The organism is Leeuwenhoekiella palythoae, assembly GCF_900130045.1.
GTDB lineage: Bacteria > Bacteroidota > Bacteroidia > Flavobacteriales > Flavobacteriaceae > Leeuwenhoekiella > Leeuwenhoekiella palythoae.
The window spans coordinates 508246-533250 of record NZ_FQXT01000003.1 but is presented as its reverse complement, the minus strand read 5'-3'; the positions used below and the strand labels follow the sequence as shown (position 1 = coordinate 533250).

24 protein-coding genes and 1 pseudogene are annotated in these 25005 nt (G+C 39.6%); 12 read left to right on the top strand and 13 right to left on the bottom strand.

The window, feature by feature from the left end:
- The first annotated feature begins 38 nt into the window (after nucleotides 1–38).
- A pseudogene (locus BUA96_RS09505) lies at nucleotides 39–512 on the top strand (heme-binding domain-containing protein).
- Here BUA96_RS09505 and BUA96_RS09500 read toward each other — a convergent pair.
- Nucleotides 481–1161, bottom strand: a complete 681-nt coding sequence (locus BUA96_RS09500; RefSeq protein ID WP_072982553.1) for an SIR2 family NAD-dependent protein deacylase — start codon at nucleotides 1159–1161, stop codon at nucleotides 481–483. The pseudogene BUA96_RS09505 and the gene BUA96_RS09500 sit on opposite strands and share 32 nt — an antisense overlap.
- Nucleotides 1162–1297: 136 nt before the next feature.
- Here BUA96_RS09500 and BUA96_RS17135 point away from each other — a divergent pair, with 136 nt between their 5' ends.
- The 3 genes from BUA96_RS17135 to BUA96_RS09485 all read left to right on the top strand — a co-directional run bounded on the left by BUA96_RS17135 (nucleotide 1298) and on the right by BUA96_RS09485 (nucleotide 4609).
- Entirely contained in the window at nucleotides 1298–3628 is a 2331-nt protein-coding gene (locus tag BUA96_RS17135) for a hypothetical protein (protein ID WP_072982551.1), read from the top strand.
- A gap of 67 nt (nucleotides 3629–3695) precedes the next feature.
- Nucleotides 3696–4352, top strand: a complete 657-nt coding sequence (locus BUA96_RS09490) for a TrmH family RNA methyltransferase (RefSeq protein WP_072982549.1) — start codon at nucleotides 3696–3698, stop codon at nucleotides 4350–4352.
- On the top strand, nucleotides 4349–4609 hold the full coding sequence (locus BUA96_RS09485) for a CBU_0592 family membrane protein (RefSeq protein WP_072982547.1): 261 nt from the start codon (nucleotides 4349–4351) through the stop codon (nucleotides 4607–4609). Before BUA96_RS09490 ends, BUA96_RS09485 begins: the two co-directional genes overlap by 4 nt.
- Here the strand turns inward: BUA96_RS09485 and BUA96_RS09480 are convergent.
- The 3 genes from BUA96_RS09480 to BUA96_RS09470 form a co-directional block, all read right to left on the bottom strand.
- Nucleotides 4606–5400, bottom strand: coding sequence for a carboxypeptidase-like regulatory domain-containing protein (locus BUA96_RS09480; protein ID WP_072982546.1), 795 nt, complete (start codon nucleotides 5398–5400; stop codon nucleotides 4606–4608). The genes BUA96_RS09485 and BUA96_RS09480 overlap by 4 nt on opposite strands.
- 75 nt (nucleotides 5401–5475) lie before the next feature.
- The gene (locus tag BUA96_RS09475; protein ID WP_072982544.1) at nucleotides 5476–7281 is read right to left on the bottom strand and encodes a DEAD/DEAH box helicase; all 1806 of its coding nucleotides are present in this window, start codon (nucleotides 7279–7281) and stop codon (nucleotides 5476–5478) included.
- Nucleotides 7282–7463: 182 nt separating this feature from the next.
- The gene (locus BUA96_RS09470; protein ID WP_072982876.1) at nucleotides 7464–8036 is read right to left on the bottom strand and encodes a non-canonical purine NTP diphosphatase; all 573 of its coding nucleotides are present in this window, start codon (nucleotides 8034–8036) and stop codon (nucleotides 7464–7466) included.
- Nucleotides 8037–8139: 103 nt separating this feature from the next.
- On the opposite strand from BUA96_RS09470, the gene BUA96_RS09465 reads away from it, so the two are divergent.
- Together BUA96_RS09465 and rpiA are read left to right on the top strand one after the other, a co-directional pair.
- Nucleotides 8140–8721 carry a nucleotidyltransferase family protein gene (locus BUA96_RS09465; RefSeq protein ID WP_072982542.1) on the top strand — a complete coding sequence of 194 codons (582 nt, stop codon included), beginning with the start codon at nucleotides 8140–8142 and terminating at the stop codon, nucleotides 8719–8721.
- A 37-nt stretch (nucleotides 8722–8758) separates the two neighbouring features.
- Nucleotides 8759–9433, top strand: coding sequence for a ribose-5-phosphate isomerase RpiA (gene rpiA / locus BUA96_RS09460; protein ID WP_072982541.1), 675 nt, complete (start codon nucleotides 8759–8761; stop codon nucleotides 9431–9433).
- A gap of 65 nt (nucleotides 9434–9498) precedes the next feature.
- Here rpiA and BUA96_RS09455 read toward each other — a convergent pair whose 3' ends face one another.
- Nucleotides 9499–10386, bottom strand: coding sequence for an SDR family oxidoreductase (locus BUA96_RS09455; protein WP_072982539.1), 888 nt, complete (start codon nucleotides 10384–10386; stop codon nucleotides 9499–9501).
- Nucleotides 10387–10513: 127 nt separating this feature from the next.
- Between BUA96_RS09455 and BUA96_RS09450 the strand changes: the two genes are divergently transcribed.
- Complete coding sequence (locus tag BUA96_RS09450; RefSeq protein WP_072982538.1) at nucleotides 10514–10882, top strand: winged helix-turn-helix transcriptional regulator; 369 nt, start codon at nucleotides 10514–10516, stop codon at nucleotides 10880–10882.
- Nucleotides 10883–11005: 123 nt separating this feature from the next.
- On the opposite strand, the gene BUA96_RS09445 is transcribed toward BUA96_RS09450, so the two are convergent.
- The 3 genes from BUA96_RS09445 to BUA96_RS09435 all read right to left on the bottom strand — a co-directional run bounded on the left by BUA96_RS09445 (nucleotide 11006) and on the right by BUA96_RS09435 (nucleotide 16654).
- The gene (locus tag BUA96_RS09445) at nucleotides 11006–11422 is read right to left on the bottom strand and encodes a rhodanese-like domain-containing protein (RefSeq protein ID WP_128755674.1); all 417 of its coding nucleotides are present in this window, start codon (nucleotides 11420–11422) and stop codon (nucleotides 11006–11008) included.
- A gap of 53 nt (nucleotides 11423–11475) precedes the next feature.
- Nucleotides 11476–12891: an MBL fold metallo-hydrolase gene (locus tag BUA96_RS09440; protein WP_072982535.1), complete on the bottom strand. Its 1416-nt coding sequence runs from the start codon at nucleotides 12889–12891 to the stop codon at nucleotides 11476–11478.
- A gap of 91 nt (nucleotides 12892–12982) precedes the next feature.
- Entirely contained in the window at nucleotides 12983–16654 is a 3672-nt protein-coding gene (locus BUA96_RS09435; RefSeq protein WP_072982533.1) for a metallophosphoesterase family protein, read from the bottom strand.
- A 196-nt stretch (nucleotides 16655–16850) separates the two neighbouring features.
- Between BUA96_RS09435 and BUA96_RS09430 the strand changes: the two genes are divergently transcribed.
- The 5 genes from BUA96_RS09430 (at nucleotide 16851) to BUA96_RS09410 (ending at nucleotide 19910) form a co-directional block, all read left to right on the top strand.
- Complete coding sequence (locus BUA96_RS09430) at nucleotides 16851–17042, top strand: hypothetical protein (RefSeq protein ID WP_072982532.1); 192 nt, start codon at nucleotides 16851–16853, stop codon at nucleotides 17040–17042.
- Nucleotides 17035–18372 carry a 2TM domain-containing protein gene (locus BUA96_RS09425; protein WP_072982530.1) on the top strand — a complete coding sequence of 446 codons (1338 nt, stop codon included), beginning with the start codon at nucleotides 17035–17037 and terminating at the stop codon, nucleotides 18370–18372. Before BUA96_RS09430 ends, BUA96_RS09425 begins: the two co-directional genes overlap by 8 nt.
- A 103-nt stretch (nucleotides 18373–18475) precedes the next feature.
- Nucleotides 18476–18790 carry a 2TM domain-containing protein gene (locus tag BUA96_RS09420; RefSeq protein ID WP_072982529.1) on the top strand — a complete coding sequence of 105 codons (315 nt, stop codon included), beginning with the start codon at nucleotides 18476–18478 and terminating at the stop codon, nucleotides 18788–18790.
- Complete coding sequence (locus BUA96_RS09415) at nucleotides 18781–19140, top strand: 2TM domain-containing protein (protein ID WP_072982527.1); 360 nt, start codon at nucleotides 18781–18783, stop codon at nucleotides 19138–19140. The genes BUA96_RS09420 and BUA96_RS09415 overlap by 10 nt, the downstream gene beginning before the upstream one ends.
- 11 nt (nucleotides 19141–19151) lie before the next feature.
- Nucleotides 19152–19910 (top strand): LytR/AlgR family response regulator transcription factor, encoded by a 759-nt coding sequence (locus BUA96_RS09410; protein ID WP_072982526.1) that lies wholly within the window; start codon nucleotides 19152–19154, stop codon nucleotides 19908–19910.
- On the opposite strand, the gene BUA96_RS09405 is transcribed toward BUA96_RS09410, so the two are convergent.
- The 5 genes from BUA96_RS09405 to BUA96_RS09385 all read right to left on the bottom strand — a co-directional run bounded on the left by BUA96_RS09405 (nucleotide 19907) and on the right by BUA96_RS09385 (nucleotide 25003).
- Complete coding sequence (locus BUA96_RS09405; protein ID WP_072982524.1) at nucleotides 19907–21238, bottom strand: DUF2254 domain-containing protein; 1332 nt, start codon at nucleotides 21236–21238, stop codon at nucleotides 19907–19909. The genes BUA96_RS09410 and BUA96_RS09405 overlap by 4 nt on opposite strands.
- 57 nt (nucleotides 21239–21295) lie before the next feature.
- The gene (locus BUA96_RS09400) at nucleotides 21296–22513 is read right to left on the bottom strand and encodes an LETM1-related biofilm-associated protein (RefSeq protein WP_072982520.1); all 1218 of its coding nucleotides are present in this window, start codon (nucleotides 22511–22513) and stop codon (nucleotides 21296–21298) included.
- 471 nt (nucleotides 22514–22984) lie between these two features.
- On the bottom strand, nucleotides 22985–23794 hold the full coding sequence (locus BUA96_RS09395; protein ID WP_072982518.1) for an anti-sigma factor: 810 nt from the start codon (nucleotides 23792–23794) through the stop codon (nucleotides 22985–22987).
- On the bottom strand, nucleotides 23795–24325 hold the full coding sequence (locus BUA96_RS09390) for an RNA polymerase sigma factor (RefSeq protein ID WP_072982516.1): 531 nt from the start codon (nucleotides 24323–24325) through the stop codon (nucleotides 23795–23797).
- Nucleotides 24326–24415: 90 nt separating this feature from the next.
- On the bottom strand, nucleotides 24416–25003 hold the full coding sequence (locus BUA96_RS09385) for a superoxide dismutase family protein (RefSeq protein ID WP_072982874.1): 588 nt from the start codon (nucleotides 25001–25003) through the stop codon (nucleotides 24416–24418).
- Nucleotides 25004–25005: the final 2 nt, after the last annotated feature.

Sequence of the window (25005 nt, the reverse complement as noted above, 5' to 3'; positions counted from 1 at the left end):
ACTTTATAGCCTAATTAGAGTAGCTTAAAAATAACATTATGATTTGGATTAGACATCTGTTAGTTTTCGCCTTGGTTGCTCTTGTATTGATTCAGTTTATTCCAATCGACAAAAATGAAGGAGGATACGAATCGCTAGAACCTTTTTTAAAAGAGACAAAACCAACTACTGAAGTAGCGGTACTTTTAAAAAGTGCGTGTTACGACTGCCATAGCGATCAAACGGCCTATCCCTGGTATGCTCACGTGGCGCCTGCAAGTTTTTATCTTGATGAACATATACAAAATGCTAAACAACAGCTCAATTTTTCAGAATGGGAGCAGTATTCCGCAAAGCGGAAGAACCGGAAATTGAATCAAATTATATAAGCACTAACGCATAAAACGATGCCGCTAGAATCCTATACTTTAATTCACACCGAAGCGCTACTAGATACTGCTCAAACCGAAGTATTGCTCAACTGGGCCACCACGGCCAGACTTAATTATTTAGGAGCTGCGTTACCACAGTAGGAACACCGGTGGAAGCCTTTTCGGCATAGACCTTTAAATTGGATTGTGAGTGAATATTGGGTTTGGGATCTATAAAAAAGATCTGTGCATCAGGCTTGGCATAGTTGATCAAAGATGCAGCAGGGTACACCTGCATTGAAGTTCCTACAATAAGAATATAATCAACTTGAGCCGTTAACGCAGCAGCGGTATCTAAAAGCGGCACCATCTCACCAAACCAAACAATATGCGGCCGCAGCTGACTTTTTTTAGGACAGAGATCCCCTTCCTTGATATCTTCGTGCCAGTCGAGAACCAGATGTTCGTCTTGAGTACTTCGGGCTTTTAGAAGTTCGCCGTGCAAATGAATCACAGACGAGCTTCCGGCGCGTTCGTGTAAATCGTCAACATTTTGAGTAATAATGTCTACTTTAAACGCATGTTCAAGTTTTACTAAAGCGTCATGCGCAGCATTAGGCTGTACTTCTTTTAACTGTCTTCTACGCTGATTGTAAAAGTCAAGTACAAGAGTTCTGTTTTTATGCCAACCTTCTGGACTTGCCACTTCCATAACATCATGGCCTTCCCAAAGTCCGTTTGCATCTCTAAAAGTTCTGAGTCCGCTCTCGGCGCTAATTCCCGCACCAGTAAGTACAACGATTTTTTTCACGATAGCAATTTTTATCAAAAATAATTAACATTTCGGAAAACCCAAAAGTTAAACTATTCGTAATTATTATAGCCTTAAAATGTGTTTTGATAAATTTTAAGGGTAAATAATTAATAAATAATCAAAAAATTCATTTATGAAGAAGTTTTATTTTTTGCTATTTGTCGCGCTAATCGCAGCATCCTGTGATAATGATGACGATAGCCTTGACGTGATTCCCGGAGAATCTACCGGAAACACCACAACCTATGATCTAAGTGCTGTGGCTGACCCAGACGTTAGCGGGACAGTAACGTTTAGTGAGAAAACAGATGGTTCTACAGACATCAGTATTCTGCTCTCAACACCTACCGAAGGTTCACATCCTGCGCATATTCATTTGAATACAGCCGCAGAAGGAGGTGAGATCGCAATCGATTTAGAAGCCGTAGATGGCCCTACCAGAAGAAGCCTTACCAATGTTACACAAACTAATGCGGGTACTGCGGTTTCGTATGATGATCTGATCGACTTTGATGGATACATCAATGTACACGCAAGTGCAGATGATCTGGGTACACTGTTGGCTCAGGGAGATATTGGACAAAATGACCTTACCGGAACTACAAAATCTTATGATCTCGTAACTAAAGATGTCGAAGGAATTAGTGGTACGGCTACATTTTCTGAACGTATAAACGGAGAAGCGCTGTTAGAAGTTATGCTCGATGGAACCCCAGATGGGGGGATGCATCCGGGACATATTCATAACAATTCTGCTGCCGAGTCAGGTGATATAGCACTTACCCTAACGACTCTTAACGGCACCACCGGAATGAGTAAGACTAATATTAGTGCACTGAATGACGGGACACAAATAGGTTATGCGGGGATTTTGGATTACGATGGGTATATCAATTTCCATTTGAGTGCAGATGAGCTGGCGACTTTAGTTGCTCAGGGGGATATTGGTGAAAACGAGTTGACCGGAGATACTAAAGAATACGAACTGATGACTAAAGATGTTGATGGTATTAGTGGTACGGCGACGTTTGCTGCGCGTAAAAGTGGAGCAGCATTGGTAACAGTTATGTTAGACGGAACTCCTGATGGAGGAATGCATCCGGGACATATCCATCTTAATTCTGCTGCGGAAAGTGGAGGAATTGCTAAAACCTTAACCACTCTTGACGGAACTACCGGAATGAGTGTTACGCATATCGAAGCTTTAAACGATGGTACCGAAATTGGCTACGACGGACTCTTAAATTTTGACGGTTATATCAACTTCCATTTGAGTGCTGATGATCTGGCAACTTTGGTGGCTCAGGGCGATATAGGTGCTAACGAGTTGACCGGAGATACTAAAGAATATGAACTGATGACTAAAGATGTTCCTGGAATTAGTGGTACAGCTACGTTTGCTGCGCGTAAAAGTGGAGCGGCCTTAGTTACGGTAATGTTGAATGGAACTCCTGATGGCGGAATGCACCCGGGGCATATTCATTTAAATTCTGCTGCGGAAGGTGGAGGAATCGCCAAAACTTTGACCACGCTTGACGGAACTACCGGAATGAGTGTTACGCATATCGAAGCCTTAAACGATGGCACCGAAATTGGCTATGAAGGTCTATTAGATTTTGATGGATATATCAATTTTCATCTAAGCGCAGATGATTTGGCAACTTTAGTAGCTCAGGGAGATATAGGTGCTAACGAGTTGACCGGAGAAACTAAAGAATATGACCTGGTAACTAAAGATGTTCCCGGAATTAGCGGTACGGCAACTTTTGCTGCGCGTAAAAGTGGAGCAGCTTTGGTAACGGTGATGTTAGACGGAACACCTGACGGTGGAATGCATCCGGGACATATTCATTTTAACTCAGCAGCTGAAACCGGAGGCATTGCTAAAACCTTAACCACGCTAGACGGCACCACCGGAATGAGTGTTACGCATATTGAAGCTTTAAACGATGGTACTGAAATAGGTTATGAAGGTCTTCTAGATTTTGACGGTTATATCAATTTCCATTTAAGTGCAGATAATTTGGCTACGCTAGTGGCTCAAGGTGATATAGGTCAAAATGAACTTACCGGAGAAAGTATGAGTTATGATCTGGGAACAAAAGATGTACCCGGAATTAGCGGTACGGCAACTTTTGAAGAGCGCCTAAGCGGTGAAACACTTGTAACTTTAGATATTGAAGGGACACCCGTTGACGGAATGCATCCTGCGCATATTCACGCAGGTGCTGTAGCAGATGCACCCGGTGATATTCTAATCACTCTGGCTACTGTTGACGGATCATTAGGAATGAGTCAAACTCATGTTGCAGCTTATAACGCAGCAGACGGAACCGCCAATGGTGGTGCCGCGATTACTTACGATGAATTAATTGGTATTGATGGTTATATCAATGTGCATTTAAGTGCAACTGAGTTAGCAACTATTGTTGCTCAAGGTAACGTAGGCGCAAACGCGCAATAAGTAAATTTTTAATTCTTAAATAAAAACCCGGCCATTTATTGGTCGGGTTTTTATATTTTCGGCGGTTATGAGTGAGGATTTAATCAACTATTTAGAAACCTTTTTAACCCCGCGCAGGCAAGACTTGTTTCAGCAGGTTTTAAAAGAACGTACACGCTTTTTAACGGTTGCTATTGAAGATGTTGGGCATCTGCATAATACAAGTGCGGTTATGCGCAGTTGTGATGCTTTTGGTATACAGGATGTGCACGTAATCGAAGAATTAAAAGGTAAGCGTATAGATAGAGAAATCGCGATGGGCGCACAAAAATGGACGAGCGTTAAGCGTTACGATGCTACCAAAGAAGCTTTAGCTCAATTGAAGCGACTAGGATATCGCATTGTAGCAACCACGCCGCATCATACGGCTCATAAACTTGAAGATTTTAAACTAGACCAGCCTACTGCACTTTTCTTCGGAAGTGAAAAAGATGGGCTCACAGAAACGGTGATCGAGGCCGCTGATGAATATATTTATATCCCGACTTACGGCTTTACACAAAGTTTGAATATTTCGGTTTGCGCTGCCATTTTACTTCAGGAGTTAACGCATCGTATGCGCAATTCTACATTAGATTGGCAATTAAAGCCGGAAGATATAAAGGAAATCAAAACACTTTGGCTACAGCGTAATTTAAAGGACTACGAAGCTCTAGTAAAGAACTATAAAGCTGAAAAAGAATGAATCTAGTAGATTGGTTAGGTGCTATAGGAGTTTTTCAGATATTACTTGCATACATTTTAAATGTTACAGGCAAGATCACACCAGAAAGTTGGAGTTTTATTCTGCTTAATTTTATAGGAGCAACCATCGCTTGTACTGCAAGCGTTCTGTTAGATTATTTGCCGTTTGTGATTCTTGAAGGCGTATGGGCGCTCACTTCACTAATAACTTTGATCAAGAAGATCATTTCTCCAAGAAATACAAATCTTGAAGTTTAGCGATCTCTATTAAGCACTTTGTATTCTTCGTAGCAGCTGCTCAATGCATCTAAAATCTGAAGGTCATTGGCGGTTTTTACAAAGCTTTCAGAATAATCACAACGTCCTAAGATCGCTTCAATATCCTCGCGTGGGATTTGAAGTAAAGCAGATAAAGTTTCGCGATCAAATTTAGTAACCAGAAGATCTCTAATATTATCATCTTCTTTCATCTGACGCAATTTTCGCATTTGCGAACCTTTATTTGAAAATACTTTGTTGAGAAAATCAGCCGGATTGAATATTGCACTCATTACCTTGTCAAAAGCTCCGGGTTGCGAGTTCCCCGCTTCATAGGCGCTTTCTAATCCTGAAATACTATATCGCACGTTTTTGTATACCGGTACATTTTTAGCATCGATCTCAAGATATCCTGTAAGCTCAACATCTTTTACAACCACTTCCTCCAGTGCGATACCTGTTTCAGTCATTTTTACTTTTACATCCCCAAAACGCTTCCAGTCATTGGTTACGCGCACTTGAAGACTTTTAAAACCTAAAAACGAAAAATATAAGGTATCTGTTGAAGTTGCTTTGATTCTAAACGTTCCATCAGGTTTGGTGATGGTTCCTTTTACCGTATTTAGGTTAATGATGTTAACGCCTTCCAGTGGTTCTTCGGTAGAAGAGTTTAAAACGGTTCCTTCTATAAATGAGGCTTCTTCCTGTTGCGCTGAGGTAGGGGTGGTTTCCTGAGCAAAAATGTAAACAGGTGCTGCGATTAAAAGCAGTAGAAATAGGATTTTTTTCATAGAGGATGCCAATTTAGAAAAAGAGACGGAAAAATCATACCAAACGTGACAAATCCGTCTCCTTTTTTTCAATTATTATCGGTCTCTTCTTCGGCGTTTGCCAGAAAACGGACTTTTATTCTCTTTTTTGTTCGGTTTGCTTTTTCCGCGACGTTCACCAGAGCTTTTAGACTTACCTCTAAACCCATTATTGCTATCGCCTTTTTTGCTACGACCACCGCTAAAGCCATCATCGTTTCTTCGGCCTTTGCCTTTTCCGCCACGTTTGCGCTTACCGCCGCCACCGCCACCGCGTGTGTCTTTGGTGATCTCTACGTGAATCTGTCTTCCTTGAAGTTTAAAATCTTCAAACAGCGCAAGAATAGTGTCTTTATGTTCAGTATCCGTATTAAAGAAAGAGAACGAATCTTTACAATCTACTTTATAAATTCCGTCACCAAGACCTGTAGTTTCCTTAAGGAAATCTTTCAGATTCATCCAGTCGAAGCCATCCTTGGCGCCCACATTGATGAAATAGCGCGTAGATTCTCCTGATTCTTCTTTAAGGTCTGCCTGAACGGCAACATTAAGATCTTTAGCTTTCTGATAGTAATTGAAGAAACGCGTAAATTCTACCGAAAATACCTTCTTGATAACCTCTTCACGGCTCAATCCTTCTAATACTTCATTGATGCTGTACAAGTACGGATTGATCTCTTCGTTGATCTTCGTACTGCGAATGTCATTCGCCAGGTGCATCAACTGTACTTCGCAAATTTCCATCCCTGTCGGAATTTCTTTCTGCGTAAATTTCTTGTTGATGATCTTTTCTAAAGTTCTGATCTTTCGCATCTCACTTTTAGAAACGATAACCATCGAAATTCCGGTTTTACCCGCACGACCGGTACGACCGCTTCGGTGGGTATAGGTTTCGATCTCGTCAGGCAACTGGTAGTTGATTACGTGAGTTACGTCATCTACGTCAATTCCTCGTGCAGCAACATCCGTAGCAACCAGCATTTGAATTTGACGATTACGGAAACTTTTCATCACAAGATCACGCTGGTTCTGACTAAGATCTCCGTGAAGCGCCGAAGCATTATAGCCGTCTTCTATAAGGTTTTCTGCAACTTTCTGCGTATCTCTTTTGGTACGACAAAAGATCACCGAGAAAATCTCAGGATTCGCATCAGCAAGACGTTTTAAAGCTTGATAGCGATCTCTGGCGTTTACCATATAGTATTCGTGAGAAACATTCTCAGCACCCATATTTTTGGTGCCTACTGTGATCTCAATAGGTTTTTTCATAAACTGCTTAGCGATCGCAGCTACTTCCTTAGGCATAGTTGCTGAAAACAACCACGTCTTTTTATCTTTTGGGGTGTCAGCAAGAATAGTGGTGATGTCTTCATAAAAACCCATATTGAGCATTTCATCAGCTTCATCAAGCACACAATAATCTATACCGGTAATGTCAACCATATTGCGGCGCATCATATCCTGCATACGCCCCGGAGTTGCAACAATAATCTGAGCACCACGACCTATCTGGCGCGCCTGCTCTTGAATGTTAGCTCCACCGTAAACTGCTACGGTATTTAAGCCTTTAACAAACTTAGAATAGTTTTTAAGTTCGTTGGTGATTTGTAAACAAAGTTCGCGGGTAGGCGAGAGGATCAAGCCTTGGGTGTTGCGGTTGTTTACATCAATTCTTTGAATAAGCGGAAAACCAAATGCGGCCGTCTTACCCGTTCCTGTTTGTGCGAGGGCCACGACATCGGTCTCCTCTCTAAGTAGGACCGGGATGGCTTTTTCTTGCACTTCAGAAGGAGCTGTAAAACCCATATCGGTTACAGCTTGCAAGATGGCATCATTAAGTCCTAACGCTTTAAATGTACTCATATAAAAAAATTATCTCAAATCATCGTCGATTTAAGAGGGCGCAAAGATACAGTTAATTGGCGTAAGAATAAGAGATTGACTAAATTGATTTAAATAATTGTAAATCAAAAATTTAGCAACTTGTTTTGGCTTGATTTTAAGAAGTGTTAACTCCTTGTAAATGAGTAAACCGCGAGTTAAGCTTAGTTTTTTAAAAAATTGAGTAAGAGTTGAGTAGCTTTTCCTCGGTGTCCGATCTTATTTTTTTCAGAAAGTGGCATTTGAGCAAAGGTTTGCTCGTAACCCTCAGGTTTGAAAACCGGATCATAACCAAAGCCTCCTATTCCTGTTCTTTGTTGTGTGATTTCACCTTTACAAATGCCTTCAAAATTGTGCTCCTCTCCATTTAAAATCAAGGTGATTACAGTTTTAAAATGCGCTTTTCTTGCGGGCGCATCTGTGAGTGCTTCTAAGAGTTTGTCAATATTGTCATCTGCGTTTTTTTGCGGACCCGCATACCTTGCGCTGTACACTCCGGGTGCACCGTCTAAGGCATCAACCTCTAAACCGGTATCATCAGCAAAACAATCAAAACCATAGTGTTTTTTTACATAGCGCGCTTTGATCTGCGCATTGCCTTCAATAGTTGCGGCATCTTCAATAATATCTTCTGTGCAGCCAATATCAGTTAAACTTTTCAGCTGAATTTCCGAAGGCATAAGCGCTTGAATTTCTTGGAGTTTATTGGCATTATGTGTGGCAAATACTAAAGTCATGGGCTTTGATTTTAAACGAAGCAAGTTAAGTAAATGCTTAAATTTTGAAGAAGTTTTCGTGAGCAACTGAAACGCTACGGTTAAAATAAAGTATTTTAGAACTATGAACATCGCTATTCTAATTCTTGCTGCGGGAGCTGCCTCGCGTATGGGAACTGTAAAACAGAACCTAGAATTTAATGGAACCACCCTGCTAGGAAATGCCATTGATCAGGCGCTGGCTACCGGGATGCAAAATGTATATTGTGTGCTAGGGGCTCATTTTGAAACAGTAGGAAACAGTATTCAAGATAAGGCTGTAACCGTAATTGAAAATAAGAATTGGAAAAACGGACTGGGTAGTAGCATCGCTTGCGGAATAAAAAATATTGAAGTTAATAATCTGGATGCGGTGTTGGTGATGCTTGCTGATCAACCTTTGATTGATGCGGAATATTTAAAGCAGTTAATTCAAACCGCAACTGAACATCCCCACAGCTGTGTAGCTTCAGACTACGGAAAAAAAAATGGAGTTCCTGCCGTTTTTCCGAAGCAGTATTTTAAAGAATTAGAGAGACTTTCTGGTGATCAAGGAGCAAAAGAGCTGCTCAACAGCCCTGCCGCATCTGTGATCAAACTTGATGCTCGTGATCGCGTTTGGGATATAGATACTCCTGAAGAATATGCGCGATTGCTGAAAAAATAACCCTATTTTTAAGCTCAAATTTTCATAAGCTAAAACAATGACTGCTGATCAGGAAAAAAAGCAAGCCGCACTAGAGGCGGTAAAATATATTAAAGATAATATGGTTGTAGGTCTGGGTACCGGCTCTACGGCTAAGCATATGATCGAAGCGGTGGGCAAACTGGTCGCCGATGGAATGAACCTTACTTGTGTACCCTCGTCTGATGCTACCGAAAAACTTGCAAAACAGCTTGGGATCAAAATCGTTGCGCTTGACGAAATAAAAAAAATTGACATTACCATTGATGGAGCCGATGAATTTGACGGCGATTTTCAGCTTATAAAAGGAGGCGGCGGAGCTTTACTACGCGAAAAAATTCTAGCTTGGAATACCAAGTATAATATTATTATCGCAGATAGCAGTAAAGACGTAAAAAAACTAGGAGCCTTTAAACTTCCTGTGGAAGTGATTCCGTTTGCGACGAAGCAAATAGTAAGCTTTTTAGAGGATGAAGGTTTACAGCCTGTTCAGCGTATGAAAGGTAATGACCCATACCGTACTGATGAAAACAATAATATCATTGATATTGATATTCTTGAGGTTGATGATTTAAAAGCCTTAGAAATAAAACTATTGAAAGTTCCCGGGATTGTGGAAACCGGACTTTTTCTTGATACGACTTCCTTAATCATCGTGGGTAAAGAAGGCGGCCCTGAGACTAAAGAGCGCTAGGTTTAATCATTATAAAATAAAAAGAGCTGTCGTTTTTGTGACAGCTCTTTTGGTATAAGTCCGGTCTAAGCGTACACTTCGCTTAGGAAGCTTTTTAAAGTCTGAGGTTTTCTGCCTAGTAATTTTTCAAGATCTTTTCTCTCAGAATCAAATTCGCCTTGAGCGATTCCTAAAGAAAAAGAAAGCATCATACCAATAGCATCTTCGGGAACTCCGTAAGTAGTCATCGTAGTTTTAAACGTCTCAAGATCAGGAGAAACATAACTTATTTCTTCTCTGGTAATCTTGCTCAAGATAGCAGCGATTTTAGTAAAGTCAACTGCTTCTAAACCATCAAGTGTATAGATCTTATTTTGGTGCGCTTTGTGATTTTTTAATACAAACGCACCTGCTTCAGCTAAATCGTTACGAGACGCAAAGGCGGTTTTGCCCTCTCCCGTAGGTAAGAATACCGTTTTACTGTTTAGTAAAGCTTCTTTGTCACCTAAAAACATAGGTACCACCTCTGCGTATAAATTGTGTCGCAAAATGGTATATATCATTTCTGATTCTTGTAACCATTTTTCGGTTTTGATGTGCGCATCCATAACAGCAGCGACAGGAGATTCTTGGCTTTCGTCTTTACGACCTGCGCTTGTGTAAATCACGTGTTTGATGTTAGCCTCTTCAGCAGCTTCGATAACATTCTTATGCTGAGCGTCTCTTGAAAAAATATCATTTGCGGATACAAAATATAGAACTTCGATTCCTTGAAATGCTTTGGTCAAAGCATCGGCATCGTTGTAATTTGCTATACGAAGATCAAAGCCTTGCGCTTTATATTCTTGGGCTTTTTCGCTTTGCGCATCTCTTACTAGAACCGCGATCTCGTTTGGGTTGACATCTTTAGAAAGTACTTTGATAACGCTACTTCCCAAACCTCCGGTTGCTCCGGTTATTAAAAACGTACTCATTATTTTATTTTTTGGTTATTAACTAACTTTTGGTAAGCAAAGATAAAACGTATCTTTGACCAATGGAAGACTTACGCTTGCGTAGTCAACTAACATTGAAGTAAGTAATGCTGAAAATGAACCTGTTATGAGCGAAAAATCTTTAAACTTTTTTGGTGATGCCGAAAATTGCCCGGTACGTAATGTGATGGATCGATTTGGTGATAAGTGGTCTACCTTGGTATTATTGCTGCTTGAAGACCAAGGAGTCATGCGGTTTAATGAATTACATAAAACCATAAAATCAGTTTCTCAAAAAATGCTTTCAGTCACTTTAAAAAGTCTGGAAGCAGATGGACTGATTCTTAGAAAACAATACCCCGAAATTCCACCACGGGTTGAATATAGACTTTCAGAGCGCGGACAATCTCTTATTCCGCATATTCAAAGTTTGGTGGCGTGGGCCAATCAACATATGCCTGAAATAAAAAAATCAAGAGCCTCTTATTCTTCTTAATGGTAATTTGATCTAAAAGATTTCAGCCTTAGAACCGTAACAAAAACGGCTCAAAAGCTATTTGCTTTGAGCCGTTTTATATTATTTATTTTGCTGTTAACAGCTAAAATAAAACGTGATCGTTTACTGATGATTTTTCTCTGTCGCTTTCGTTTCGCTTGATGAAGTCCAATTGAGATAACCACCTTCAAGATCATAAATCGCTTTAAAACCAAGCTCCTGCATAAGCATTGCAGCTTTTCCGCTGCGATTTCCAGAGCGGCAGTAAATGTAAACCGGCTTTGATTTGTCAAGCGTTTCTATTTGCTCTTTAAAGGTTTCAGGTTCCAAGACATTCATATTGACCGCACCTTCGATCTTGCCCGCTTCAAACTCTTCCGGTCTGCGTACATCTACCAACTGAATATCTCTTTTTAAGTTTTCGGAATTAGTCTGAATGCTTGCTTCAAACAATTCTTTACTGAGAATAACGTGATTGCTTTCTTGGGCAAAAACACCAAGACTCATTAAAAACATAGATAGAAAAAGGATGGTTCTCATAACGTTCAGAAATTAGTTGGTTTTAAGTGCTTCTGGGCTCGTCCAGAGGTGATTTATTTCAGCGTTGAAGGACAAACGTAATTGGTTCTTTTCAATTCAGTTTCTTTAATTGCTTTGTAGCCTCCTTTTACATCAATTAAATTATGAATTCCGCGACTTTTTAAAATACTTGCTGCGATCATACTGCGGTAGCCTCCTGCACAATGCACATAAAAAACTTTATCTGAAGGAAACTCAGTCAAGTGCTTGTTGAGAAAATCCAGAGGAGTGCTTAGGGCTACTTCAAGGTGTTCAGACTCAAATTCGCCAGGTTTGCGCACGTCAAAAACCGGAGTAGTAGCATCAGATTGCACTGTTTTTTCAAGATTAGAGGCCTCAACAGAGGTTACAGTATCAATTTCTTTTCCTGAAGTTTTCCAGGCTTCAAAACCACCATTTAAATAGCCTAAGGTTTGATCAAACCCTACACGAGACAAACGGGTGACGGTTTCTTCTTCACGTCCTTCTGGTGCCACCAAAAGTATAGGCTGGGCAGTATCGGCGATCAAAGCACCAACCCAAGGAGCAAAACTTCCATCAATGCCAATAAAAATAGAACGTGGAATGTGACCCTTTGCAAAATCTGCTGCTTTACGTACATCTAAGATCACGGCGCCGGTCTCATTTGCGGCAGCTTCAAACGCTTCGGGAGTTAGTTGTTGTGTGCCGCGTTCCAGTACCTCGTCAATATGATCGTAGCCCTCTTTGTTCATTTTCACGTTGAGCGGAAAATAGGAGGGAGGCGGAAGCAAACCATCAGTCACTTCTGCGATAAATTCGTCCTTGCTCATATCGGCACGCAGCGCATAGTTGGTTTTCTTTTGGTTACCCAAAGTGTCCACCGTTTCTTTGCTCATATTTTTACCGCAAGCCGAACCTGCACCGTGTGCGGGATATACGATAACCTCATCAGCCAGTGGCATAATTTTATTACGAAGGCTGTCGTATAAATAACCGGCAAGATCTTCTTGTGTGAGTTCTTTTGCCTTTTGGGCGAGATCCGGCCGTCCTACATCTCCCAAGAATAAGGTGTCTCCGCTAAAAATTGCGTGATCTTTTCCTTCTTTATCTTTAAGGAGGTAAGTGGTACTTTCCATAGTGTGACCGGGAGTATGAAGTACTTTTATCGTCACTTCACCTAAAGAGAATTCCTGATTGTCTTTAGCGATCAACGCGTCAAAAGCCGGGTTTGCATTAGGCCCGTAAATGATTTTTGCACCGGTCTCTTTAGCGAGTGTTACGTGACCACTCACAAAATCTGCATGAAAATGAGTTTCAAAAATATATTTGATTTTCGCATCTGCGGCTTCAGCTTTGTCAAGATAGGGTTTTACCTCTCTTAACGGATCTATGATCGCAACTTCACCATTACTTTCTATATAGTAAGCACCTTGGGCTAAGCAGCCGGTATATATTTGTTCAATTTTCATGACTTTATAATTTCAATTATAGAGCAAATATAAGACACCCAAAGCAGTGTTAGGGTAACACGTGTTACATTCCTAAAATGCCTGATTTTTGTTATCGTGCCCCGAGTACAATACTAAACTGAAACCTGCCACCTTCACTACCGGTAAAATAGCCAAAACTACTATTTAAAAATCCGCCCATACTTAAATTAAATCCGCCCCCAAAACTGTCATGCCATACTTCAGAAGATTCTTGATTGTACCAAACTCGACCTAAATCGTAGCCTAGAAAAAGATGAGATTGCAGAGGAAAAATTGCTGTTTTAATCGGTTTGATTTTGTAAAGTAAGTCTGCAGAACCTCGCAAGGCTTGATCACCAGAAAATCTATTTAAGCGATAACTTCGCAATCCGGAATTCCCACCTAAAGAAGCCGACTGGTAAAATGGAATTTCATTTCCGAAGCGCAATTGACCTGCAACTTCACTTTTTAAGACTAAATTTCTAGAGGTGTCTATGGCGTTCCAAAAGGTGATTTTTGGATCGGCGGCGACTACGGTTTCCCGATTTTCCAAATTGTCACTATAATAGCCTGAAGCTTCAAAATGCATCCCGCGTGTAGGAAAATTTAAGTCGTCTTTACTTTTGTAGGAATAAATTGATTTTAAAGTGATATAGTTATTGTTATTCAGTGAATTAAATGTATTTATGTAAAGTGATTGTTCGGGTGTAAAATTTTGATATGCTATCGAAGCTTCAAATGAACTACCGTATTCACCGATGTAATACACACCTGTTTCAGCTTCAAATTGCTGTAAGAAAATGCGATTTTCATCTAAATTGTTGGCAGAATTCACCGTTTCATTTCCGAAGCCAAAAAAGTTTCTGGTGTAATTATGCGTAGTTGCAAGACCGCCTATTTTTAAATTCCACTGCGGGAAAAAATTGGCTGTGTGATATGCTGTTTTGAAAATTGCTGCTTGGGTTAGCGAAAAATATTGCGCATCTAAAACAAATTGTGAAGTAAACGGATGACGTTCAAAACCTAAATTTTGACTGGCAAATTTTAGATGAGGAGCGACTCCCCAATCTGGATTATAAGGTAATTCTATATTTATTTTTTTTGCCTTTTCAGGACGACGTTCTGAGTCATAAATATGATTTTCATAAACACTGCTAAAGCGTTTACGTGCGCCTCCTAAATTTTCAATTGTGTTTCCATCCGGCTGATCAAAAATGGTAATTCCTTTTCCGTTTTTAAGATCATATACATCGTCATTTTGACCACCTGCTATGACAATTTTTATATTTCCGGGGCCAGAACCGGTTGCAGTGAAGATATCGTCATCATCAAGACCGTAAATCCATATTTCTTCGGTTTCATTTGGAGTAAATTTTCGATCAAATAACTCGTAGCCATCTTCGCCATCCTTGATACGGTAGGCCTTTACGCCGGTGCTTCCATCTGCATTGCGTGTGATGTAGAAGTGATCATCTTTATCGGTTCCTTTCAAGGTTTGAAAACGAATGAAATAATCGTAATAACGTGATACAATGTCTTGAAGGTTCGCTTTTCGAGCCAAAAGATCTTCTTGAAGTTGCAACCAATTGTCATCTTGCACTTCAACAGGCATTTCTTTAAAAGCTTTAGTCACAACCTCTGGAGTGATATTTTGCTGGATATATGCTACAGCTTCAAACCAATCTTCTTTATTTGATTTTTGCAAAAGAGCGCGGTCTAAGCTTATGGCACTCTCACTAAATTTTTCTACATATTTTATATCTGGTCCATAGTTACCCAACTCGCGTGTTCCCGGCATAAACTTTTGCAGGAACGCGATCATTTTTCCATCAAATTTTGAAAATACCTGATCACGATCTCGTGGGATCGCGATATAATTGCGTACCTCGTTTTCATCTTCTTGCTCAGCCCAACGCCATTGATCTTCGTGACGGTCCCAATCTCCCACAAGCATATCAAATACGCGCGCTCTGATATAGTCTTTTTCAACAACTCTGTTTTTCTCATCTTCTCTAATCGCTTCAAATAGATCTGCGGTACTCTCTACATCTTCATTGAAGCCAAACATATGCGTGCCATTGAAGTCATCATCAGGCTTTTCTACAAGCATATACAAGCGATTTCCGTGAGTTTTATTAAAGTCACCTAATTCTTTATGCTGAGGGATATAAAAGACCTTAGGATGTGTATGATTGAGATCAGCCGCACCGGCTAGACGCGGAATAGCAAATGCCCCGTAAGGATGCGATGCTGTATAGAAATCTTCAATAATTCGGGCGGGAATCGTGCCTGAAAAATAGGATTCTGCATCCAGATTATCATAACCTGAGGATTTTAAGAATGCAAAAGGATCCTTTGCAAGAGCACGCATGTTATACTCTCGATCGTCCTCGTCTACCAGTCTTAGTGATTGCGTTTGGTGTCCGCCGCCTGCGCGTTCTACCTGCAATCCGCCATGTAAAGTATCTATAGTTGCTACTTGAGCATCAATCTCTAACCCGTAGAGATCACGATAATGTTTACCCCAAAATTTCTCATAGCGTTCAGTAACTTCTACTTCCTCTTTGGCATAAATACTCGCTTTTTGAGTAGCATTGAATTGTTGCGGCAAACTATCTATTGGAAATGCTTCGGGCTTATCGTAAGCTAATTTTGAAAAGCGTTCTTCTAACTGGTTTTCAGGGTTTATTTCGTAGTAATGTACTGAAGAAGCACCGTTTTTATACAAGCGTAATTCTGCAAATCCCGGTTGTACTGAAGCAAATTTTCCATCTTTGCCAAGGCGTACATATTCGGTTTTGCTACCGGTTCCCGAAATCATCTGGCGTATATTCTGATTCTCGATGTACTGCATAGAATGCTCGTGAGCAGAGAGTACAAACAATCGCGGTAAATCGATCGCCATTTTTTTGATCTCGCTCATCAGATCATTCATAAGCGGATTGAATTGATCTTGTTTAGAAATACCCCCTTGCGTTCTTGCGAATGCCCATAAAAAGCCGGCAAATGGTACGTAAGCATTCTCGGCAGTAGGTCTGTAGAATGCTCTTGTGCTCATTTCTCCGCCATAAATACCATTAGAAAATAGGGGATGATGCATCACAAGCAGCACATTTTTGTGTCTGGCCTTGCGCGCTTCATCTTTTAAAAGTGTGAGAAACTGTGCTCTTGTTTTAATGGCACACTTATCGTTAAATCCCGGATGTTTACTCCAATCTTCAATATACCATTGTGAGTCAACGATAATGATTTCGGTTTGCGCATCAACTGTAATGGTTTCTATGGGGCAGCCATTTTCTGGCTGATAATGATTGTCTTTCCCCATTTGTTTTTCTATATAATCTTCTATTTTTTCCAGACCTTCTACACCGTGATCATTCCAATCATTTTCTCCCGGAATGATCAGCGTCTCTCCTTTAAAAGCTTCGGTAAGGCTAACAATGCGCTCCAATTGTTGCTTGTTTTGACCTTCGTTCAGTTTATTAGCATAGACATTATCACCTAAAATTAAAAGGTAATCGTCTTTTTTTGCCATTTGCTTTTGATGCGCATTGAAGGCTTGTAGCAAGGTTTCATTGGGACCGGTTTTTCCGGAGCCTAAATTGCCTAAAAGGAAAACGCTTCGATACGTTGAGGTATCCGTTGCGGTGTTAATTATGGTGTTTTTGGGGTCTCTAAATTGCGTGCGTTTACTAGCGCAAGAATGGAGTAGACTTAGTGCTAAAAGTATTGAAAAACAGTAAACTATTCTGCGAATGAACATAGGTTAGGGTGTAGGTTTTCAGCAAAATTATTAAATACCCTGAGTGCTAAAAGTTTTTATAGGATTGTTAACGCAAATACCTAAAGGATTTCTAATTACAATTGGTCTTTAAAAATTGACAGTTCGGTATTTTATTCTGTAAGACCTCTTTGCGTTTGTACACTTTTACACTGCTTAATCAAAACATTATTAGGTTATGGTAAAAGTTATTCTCTTAATATTAGAGTGGGCATTGGCTTCAACCGGAGCACAGGCTAACTCAGAATTGCAATCTATAAAGAACAGTATATCGCAGGAAGTTACCGTAGTGGTTTACGAAGATTGTGATACTTTTAAAAGCGAGAGCACTATAGCTCCATCCATTTTTTTAATTGCAACTGATGAATAATCTGTTATCTGAATTTCTAAAGGCTGTCACCGTTGGCATTGCCATTTATATCGTGTTTTTACTCATTCACCTGATGGGAGGCAACACCATACAGTTTAATAGCGATTTAGCGCTGGACTTTGCGATAAGTATGTTGTATTCTGTGGTGTTGTATATGCTCAATATGCAGGTGTTTAAGTTTTTCTTTAAAAAGTATAAGCATCATCTATATAGTTTTAAACACCTGGTTAAAGCCATTCCGGCGAGTGTTTTTATCACGGTAATTGGGGTGTTTTTCATTCGACTATTCATTATTACCGTGCTTTACGGAAAGACGCTGCAATTCTTTTTCTCCCAGGAAGAAGTGATCGATTACAGCATTCCGCTTGTGGTAGCTTTGGTGTGTAATGCGATTTTTTATTTTTTCTTCTACTATAGATATAAAAAGGAGCGCCAGGTAAAAGAACAAAAAATCATTGCCGGCACGGCTTCGGCACAATTTGACGCTTTAAAAAATCAATTAGATCCGCATTTTTTATTCAACAGTCTAAATGTGCTTACCAGTCTTATAGAAGAAAATCCGCTGCAGGCACAAAAGTTCACCACTTCGTTGTCTAAAGTGTATCGGTACGTGCTCGAGCAGAAAAATAAAGAGCTAATTTCTTTAAGCGAAGAGCTTGCTTTTGCTAAAACCTATATGACGCTTTTAAAAATGCGGTATGAGGATAGTATTGTTTTCAAACTGCCCGAAGCTGTTGCAGATCCTGATGCCAAAGTGGTTCCGTTGGCGCTGCAGCTGTTATTAGAGAATGCGGTTAAGCATAACGTAGTGAGTGGAAATCACAAGTTGTACATAAGCATCGAAGAAGAAGCTGGTTATCTGGTGGTGCGTAACAATCTTCAGCCCAAAAAAGTAATGGCTAAAAGCAGTGGTGTAGGACTGATCAACATCAAACAGCGCTACGGCTTATTGACCTCAAGGGAAGTCCTCATTCAGCAAACCGAAAGTGAATTTATAATCAAAATACCAAAACTCAAACATCAATTAAAATCAACAGTTATGAATACAGAGCAGTACTTATCAGACAAAAAGTATACAATGGCTAAAAAGCACGTAGAAGAACTTAAAGGCTTCTATATTAATCTTAGTTTATATTGTATCATTATTCCGGGATTAGCGCTTTTAAACTATTATACGACCAGCTTTCCGTGGGCTATTTTCCCGGCTTTGGGTTGGGGTCTGGGCGTATTTTTTCACGGGATGGAAGTCTTTGGCTGGAATCCGTTTTTGGGAAAAGACTGGGAAGATCGTAAGATTAGAGAGCTTATGAAAAAGGATCAAGATCGTTAGTTACAATTCAGTATTAAAAAATGACAGTCGGGTAAGTTATAATTCAATTCTTTATGCAATTCCCGCAATTTTGAAGAGTAATTAATCATTAAAACGCTTTACAATGGAAAATTTTGACAAAGAAAACAGATACTTGCAAGCCAAAGAAAAAGTTGGGGAGATCAGAAAGTTTTATGGCGGCATCATCAGTTATATCATCGTGATCGGAGCCCTGGCCGGACTGAATTATTGGATTGATGGTTTGCGGCATCCCTGGTTTTTATGGGCTGCGTTAGGCTGGGGAATAGGCTTGATCTTTCAAGCTGCAAAAGCTTTTGACTGGAATCCTTTTATGAGCAGAGATTGGGAAGAGCGTAAAATAAAAGAATTTATGGAGCGCGATAAAAAGTCACAATCTAATATGGGAAGATGGGAATAATCAATATGGAAATTATGGAAAATCAAAAATCTTCTTTTGAACGTGCGCAAAAGCGTGTTAAAGACATCAAAGCTTGGTACAGTCACTTAAGTGTCTACCTAACTATAAATGGAGTCTATTTGCTGTTTTATTTTGGTCTCTTTGACCGTGGAGCCGTCAGCGGCTATATACCTTGGTGGTCACCGGTTTCTATGCTCGTAGGATGGGGAATAGGTCTTATGATTCATTACATTATGGTGCATAAAGGTAATTTTATCAATAGATCGTATAAAAATTGGGAAGAACGAAAAATTAAAGAATATTTAGATCGGGAAGAAGCGCAGCGCGCAGATCTGAACAAGTGGGAATAAAACATAAAGAAATGAATGTACTGGTCATTGAAGATGAAAAACCGGCAGCACGCCGCTTATCAAGAATGCTTGAAGCTTTAGAATTAAATGTTTTGGCTCAACTCAATTCGGTTGAGGAAGCTGTAGAATGGTTTCAAAAAAATGAGCATCCTGATCTGATATTTTTAGACATTCAGCTGAGCGACGGCTTGTCATTTGAGATTTTTGATGCCGTTGAGGTGACTAGCGCAATCATTTTTACCACTGCTTACGATGAGTATGCGCTTCAGGCATTTAAACTGAATAGTATTGATTATCTCCTGAAACCCATTGATGATGAGGAATTGGAAGCTGCTGTAAAAAAGTTTAAAAAGCAACAACCTCAAAAACAAGATGTCAAACTCAACTTTGATGATATCCGGCAGTTACTTGGGGTGAATCCTGTAGAACGGGAGTACAAAAAGCGCTTTACAGTTAAAATTGGGCAGCATATTAAAATGATCAATATTGAAGATGTTTGTTGCATTTATAGCGAAAATAAAGGCACCTATGCCCGTACGTTAGATAAACGGGATTATTTGTTAGACACCACCTTAGAAACACTTGAAGAAGAATTAGCTCCTGATGTATTCTTTAGAGTAAGCCGAAAATACTACGTTAATGTCAATGCCATTCAGGATATTATAAGCTATACCAACTCGAGACTGCAACTCAAATTAAAAGCAGCGGAAGATCAGGAGATTATCGTAAGCAGAGAGCGGGTTAAGGATTTTAAACTCTGGATTTCTTAATCGGCTAACTCTATTAAAGCGTTTTGAGTGCCATTTATCGCCTGCATTTTAGAACGAATACTAAAGATTCCTTTTAAATCATCTTTGTTTTCAATCGCAGTTTTGGCATCTTCAAGAATGAGATTGGCTTCGTTGATAAGTATAGTTTCAGCATCATCAAGCACGCTATCGCTCTGTAGCAAAAAGTAAAGTGCGGTAAGCATCTTGTGAAGCATAACCACATCGTGTTTGCAATACGCTCTTAAAGGAGCAAAAACAAAGTAAATAAGTTCCTTGAAGTCTATGGTGCGTAGTTTTATGACCGCCTCGTTGTCTTGATTTGCTATAAAACTGAAATCCTTTTTTTTAAGGCGCAGGGCGAACAATTCTGATAGATAATCAATGCAGGTAATTGCGGTGCCGGGGTCATTGATTCCCGGACTCATAGCTTTGACAGCGATTTCAGTAAGCTGCTTGAAGCCTAGAATATAATTGTGGGTGACGATTTCGCTTCGCGAAAAACCAAAACACGTCAGTAACTGTTCTTGATGCTCTTCATTGAGCTCTATACTGCATTTGGCAATGGGAATTCCCTTTAAGATAAATGTACCCTTAGGAACGCTAATTTCTATCTTACAATCTAAATTCTCGCAAAGTTCTAAGAGTGCATCTACGGCGATGGTTTGAAAATATCCCGTACGATTCACCTCAACTGCATGCCAATTTTCGGTATCTGGAAAATTACTTTGCATCGAATCCTCATCGGTTTGTTTGATGAGTTGCTCAAGCCGTGTTTTCGCTTTTTGATAAATAGATTCGATGATCTTATTGATCTGTATGGCTTCAGAAATAGAATGAATAAAATAGATAAACAGCGCCAAAACCAGCATACTTAAAACAATACCAACAAGTACAGCAAATCCCGGTAACTGATATTTGTTATCAGTTGGTTTAATACTCAACAGAATAAGAATGCAATAAATAAGCGTGGCGATGTAAAAGCCTAAAACATTCTGATGCTTTTTATTGGAAATCAGTCCGGGAAGAATACGAGGCGAATAGTTATTAGAGGCTTGATTGAGCAAAATCATTACCATCGAAAAGCTAAAAACCATAAGCGAAATAATGCCGCCAATAAAAGTACTTAACAGTGTTCGCGCGGTATCTGCATCGTTGATCACAAGCTGTGGCGCGTTTTCAATCAAAAACGAACTAACGCCTTGGTCTTCGGCATAGAGCATAGCGAAGCCAAAAAGTAAACCGCCAAAAGCAAAGAGCGAAGGGTAGAAGCCAATTTTGCCGGTGAGGTTGGCAATAAAGAGTTTGAATTTGGTTATAAGTTTAAGCATAAGCGAATTTCCTAAATAACTTTAGAAAGCCTTCGCTATTTGATAAACTGTTAACAGTTAGAGCGTATCGTGATCTTTATCAGCGGTTAGATCTATACGGTTATCATTAAAGGCGCTCGGGAGTAATTCTGGAATGAATTTAATGAGTAACGGTAAGAGAACACCACCGCCCGGAAGCATAAAAATGGCCAAAGAAGGCACGCTTTTACAAATGTCTAAAAGCTGTGTTTTTACCCGTTTTTTTTCTGCTTTACTCAGGTCTCGTACGGTAGATTGCCCAAGCAATACTACTAAATCTTTACTCTCAGCAAGTTCTTGTAGAAGCCGCTTTTTATTCCGGAGGATCAAGACTTTTACGGTTTGGCTGGTTTGATTATAAAAATGCTTTACCGGATTGCTGTAGTTGAGGTACGAAATACGATGCCTGTTGTCTTGAATAAAGTCGTGCACGTAGGTAGTCGATTGATCGATAATGTGTTTGGGGAGCTCTAAAATGGTACCAAAGGAATTCAGAAAAAGGAATTCTGTTTTATCTAACTTGGCATCATCCCAGATCGCCAGGGCCGCGAGATCTAGCGCATATCGCTTGGCAAATAGCGTATTAAAATGCTCAAAAGGCAGCTCTTGCAAGGTCTGTGCCTCTTGTTTCAAATTGCGATTGTAACGCAGTGATTTCTCAAAAAGTTTAAGCAACAGTTTATCATAATGCTCTTTTTCTTCTTTTTGCAAAAGCGCCATCCAGATCACATTCATCAACGTAGCCTCTAGCTGTATGGCATAAGCATTGAGATCTTCCGGATCTTTAAGAAAATGCTCAAAGCATAGCACATCTAAAAATAACAGCGCGTTTGTAATGAGATTGCTGAAATTTTTCTGAAGCGTTGCTTCATTAGTCTGAATGCGTTCTTGAATGATTTTTTCTAAGGAAGCCGCAGTAGGTTTTGGTTTAGAAAATCCTGAAAAGTAGCGATGCGCTCTTGGGTTGAGTTCGCTGTAAAATGAGGTTATTTTATCAAAAAAACCGGTTTCAGCTTGATATTGCTGGTAATAAACGAAATACAGACAGTCAAAAAAGTTGAGTTTGGTACGCTCAATTTCTGTCCAGCGAAGCGGTTCCTTGGCGCCGTAACTCATTGTAGTAACCGAAACGCCGTAGAAAAATCCGGTTTTAAGTATGCGATCGTACAGCTCTTGCGATTGCAAATGCTGTTGTGTAATAAGCTGATTTACAACCGGCTGATGCTTTGCGATCCACCCGGTAGAAGAAGGATTCATAAAAAAATGCCTTAAAAATTAATCTTGTATTTATCAGATAATCAAAGCGTTAAGTGATTTTAATTTCAAAAATTAAAAAAAAATTGCGTTGCTAAGAACCGTCCTCTTAAATACTTCGTAAATGTAGTAAATAAGTTAAGTTGGGCATTTAACTATTTTAAATTCCAAAGAATCCAAATCTCCTTTACTTTGGAGAATTATGGAAAGGAAGATTATCAATTGGTTAGTTGATTAGTTTTTTTGGATTTTTTGTTAGTTGAAGAATCACCTTGTTTTGGAGAAGGCAGGTGATTCTTTTTTTTATGCCCTTAATTCAAGAGATTCTTACTCGCTAAACTTATCCCCTATATAGTTTGAGCGAATTTTATACAAAAAGAAAGCCTCTCGATCGAGAGGCTTTTCAATTTTAATACGCAGTTTCTTTAATTTTCAATACTCACAATAAAATACTGTAAGCTTACAATATGTTATTTATGCATTATTTTCAATCACACCTAAGGTGTACAATTGTTCCATTGTAGGCGTTGCGCTACCACCTGCCGGTTCTAGAGTAATTCCGAAGGCTTGAGATTCATTAGGATTTTCTAGCGTAAATATCTTGTTCTCATCTTCGCTAAAATTATCTAAAAGTCCCATACTTGTTGGCGTAAGCGGGTCAAGGGTTAATGACCATACTTGGTATACCATACCTTCTGGAGGTTCCGGTAAGCCTAAAGCATCTATGTAGGCTTTGTTGTTTTCTTTGTTCCAAAACACGGTAACATAAGCATCGGGTGCAACCTGCTGTCCTGCAAGCGGAACCTTAGTAACCTGTGGATCACGAATTACTGCAAGGATCTCTTTAGATTCTGTCAATGCTTCTTCAGAATACTGAAGTTTGCTTTCTAACTTAGTATTTTCGATCTGAACAACTTTCAGTTCATCACGCAAATTGTTTGTTCGATTGAGTAAGATAAAAATTCCGATTAGGAATATAACTGAAGCCGCCACACTTATAAATGAGAGTAAGCGGGTACGTTTGTTTGCTGCTGCCGGTTGTAATTGAACCACACCTTTTGAGTTTAGAAGTTTTGCCTTAATCGCGGCAAGCATTTCTTCTGGATTGTATGGTGCGGCTGCTGTTGCCAGCTGTTGTAAAGCAGCTTCTATTTGTTCTACTTCCTGTTGTACTTCAGGATATTGTTTAAGCACTTTTGAAACCTCTTCACTTTCCTGTGGGGTCAAGGCGCCATAAACATATAGCTCTAGAATTCCTGATTCTATGTATTCTTGAATGTCCATTTAATTTACCAATATAGCTCTAAGTTTGTTTATACAAAGTCTGTTACGGGTTTTAATAGTACCAAGTGGAATATCTAACTCTTCTGAAGCCTCTTTTTGTGTGTACCCTTTGAAAAATAAAAGGTGGATCACATTTTTACAATCTTCGCCCAATTTTTTAATGTACTTCTTGATACCTATCGCATCGACTTTACTCGAAAAACTTGTTTTGTTTTCAAGAATATCTACGAAATATTCTTGAGTAAGGTTTTTCTTTTGATTCTTAAACGATTTAGACCGTGTTTTATCAATAGCGGCATTTCTTGCGATATTGAGAAGCCAAGTAAAGAATCTTCCTTTGTTAGAAGAGTAGGATGCGCAGTTATCCCAAACTTTAATAAAAACATCTTGTAATACTTCTTCAGATGCTTCGGTATTGTGAAGAACGCTGTTGATCACACCAAAAATACTTTCAGAATACATGCTGTACAGTTGCTCAAAAGCTTTTTCGTCTTTCTGCTGTAATCTTAAAATTAAATCATCGGGTTGCATAATGGGCTTTTAGTAGATTCTAAATGTATTAAATATAAAAGAAAAAGCAGCCATAAGGCTGCTTTTATTTAATGCTGTAGCTAAGTGATCTTATTGAATAATTCCACCGCAGCTTACACGTGCTCCGGCAGCACCACTAGGCTGGCTTGTAAAGTCATCAGCACCTTGGTGTACAATAACGCCTTTGCCTACAATATTTTTAGTAGCATCTTCACAATCTATACACCACTCATCAGTGGCCATGGTGATTGTTCCGTTACCGTTGTCGTCTGCTTCAAAGTTACCAATGTCACCTTTGTGATAACCTTCGGCATCTCCCCATTTTCCGTGTTGTTCTTTAGTTGGATTCCAGTGTCCTCCTGCTGAGGTTCCGTCGTCTGCAGAACAGTCTGCATTCTCGTGAATATGAATGGCGTGCATTCCCGGTTCTAATCCTTCAAAAACAGCAGTCATACTAACTTCACCGTCTTCTTCAGTAAATACTACATTACCGGTTGCCGTGCTTCCGCTTTTTGAATCTAAACTAATAGTTAACTTTTTTGATACAGGTGCTTCTTCTTGAACTTCAGTAGCATCGGTAGTCATTGTTTCGTCCGTTTCTTTGTCTTTGTTCTCGTTTTTACAAGAGGTAAATCCTAGTGTAAGGGCAAGAGAAAAAAGAAGTGCGTAATTTTTCATAA